The 2053-nt window shown below is 34.8% G+C and carries 1 protein-coding gene; it reads right to left on the reverse strand.

Annotation, left to right across the window (positions count from 1 at the left end):
* Window positions 1-1991 (reverse strand): SH3 domain-containing protein (locus ACNQGS_RS28850; RefSeq protein ID WP_491490379.1); only part of this gene is annotated, 1991 nt, incomplete at its 3' end.
* Window positions 1992-2053: the final 62 nt, after the last annotated feature.

Here is a 2053-nt window from a genome sequence, read left to right on the forward strand (position 1 = left end):
TCGATTTCTTCTCCAGCATTAATTTCCGCTATAACAACAGATTGGCCTCCTCTATTAACATAGATTGGAGTCTTATCATTTACTATTTTTAGGTAACGATCACTTTGTATAAAATCCCCTTTTACTCCTGATTTATTAACAAAGCCCACTCTTCCTAAAACATCCACTTGGAACCAATAGTTATCTTCCCAGAGGGCATTATATTTTTGTCCTTGCACTAAGGTAGCATATGGAGTACGAACTCCCGAAAGATTTGTATAGTATACCACAGTGTTTGTTAAGGCTGTAAATGATCTTATTTTTTTCTCGGTTCCCAATCTTTTATTTGTAATAGTTGCGCCGGAGGAAGGTTCCGTGGCAGCTTCAAATACAAAAGCTTCTTTCCCTTCATAGGAAACCAGATGCCAGTCGCCATAATCCGCTAATCTTTCAAACTCTTGATCAGTTTTTAACTGAGCTACAAGAATAGAACCGTTAGGCGAATTTACAAATACTCCAGTATCGTATTTAACCTTAAAATATCTGTCTGTCCCTATGAACTGAGCAAGTGCGCCACTTTTATTGACAAATCCAACCCTGCCTCCTACATCAATTTGGTACCAGTATGGATCTTGGTCAATAATTTTATAGACATTTCCTGCTTTAATCCAGGCATATGGAATCCTAGTACCAGAAGATACATCATAAACAGGTAAATCTACTAGAGCAGTAAATAAGCGATTATTATTAAAAGTTGTCACAGTTTTATTTTTTATACTTAATCCATTCGAAGGTTCGGTAGCTGATTTCCAAACGAATGCAGTCTCACCTTGAAAGTTGATTACCAACCAGTCTCCATAATCTGCAACTATCGCAAACTCTTGATCTTTTAATAACTCAGCTACCATAATGGACTGATTATTTTTAGTATAAAATAAACCAGTGCTTTCTCTAACAGTAAAGAATTTGTCCCCACTTGAAAATTCTTTCTTTGCACTAGATTTATAGATATAACCCACCCTATTGATAAAATCAATTTTATACCAATATGGGTCTTCCTCTAATATATTAAAGGTCATACCTTTTTTAAGTTGGGCAAATTCCACTCTTACACCAGAGCTTGTATCAAATATTGGGACATCTGATATTAAGGTAATCTTTCTATTTGAGGGGATAACATTTTGAAACGGATTCTTTATAGTACCCCCATCAGATGGAATGATTCCATCCTTCTCAATAAATCCAACATTATTACCATCCAAAACCTGAATCCAATTGTCATCCTGATTTATAATCCGGAATTCTTGCTGGCTTTTTAAAATCGCAACAATAGAGGTTTTATTCTTATCGGAGAAAACCGGTACATCCTTTGTTGTTTGAAAGTATTTTTGGAAAGTTAATTCCATACTATTCAATGCAGCCGAAGAATCTGTTTGATTGTTCGTAATGACTGTATCAGTCGGAGTGATCGTATCAGTTTTAACCTCAGGAGAAAGTGTAGGTTCTTTTATTTTAGGTAGATACACCCATTGGTTATTAAAAAGAAACTGATAATAGTCTCCTTGGTCATAAACCTCCATGTTTTGCTCAGAAGTAAAAACAACAAAATCATTAGTTAACTCTGAATCACTGTAAACCTTGGATTGACTCTCAATATTTACTTGTACAAGAGGATAATTCAAAGTTTCATTTTCTATCGTAGGATTGTTGTTAGCGTTTTGCTGAATCGTTATATTTTTGCTAGACAACCAGTAGCGTTGATTATTTAACGAAAACTCTACTCGTTCACCTTCAATTGTTTCAGCTAAGATTTGATAGCTTTTTGTAAAAGTTCCTGCGGGTTGGGTCTCATCAAATTTATAAAATTCGGTTCCCTCAGTAACTTCTATTAAATAGCCGTTTGTGTTGTTTTCAACGGTATCTGCTGAAACAGGATGGTTAATCCCAAAAAGAATGGTAATTGCTAACAATAATCCTAATATCCCTATTCCTCTGATGTAACCTCTTTTCAACCTTTTTATTCCTCCTTTCGACACCCTATTTACAAATATATCAAAAATATGACAAAATACAA

The organism is Neobacillus sp. PVCKKU3 (assembly GCF_058323225.1).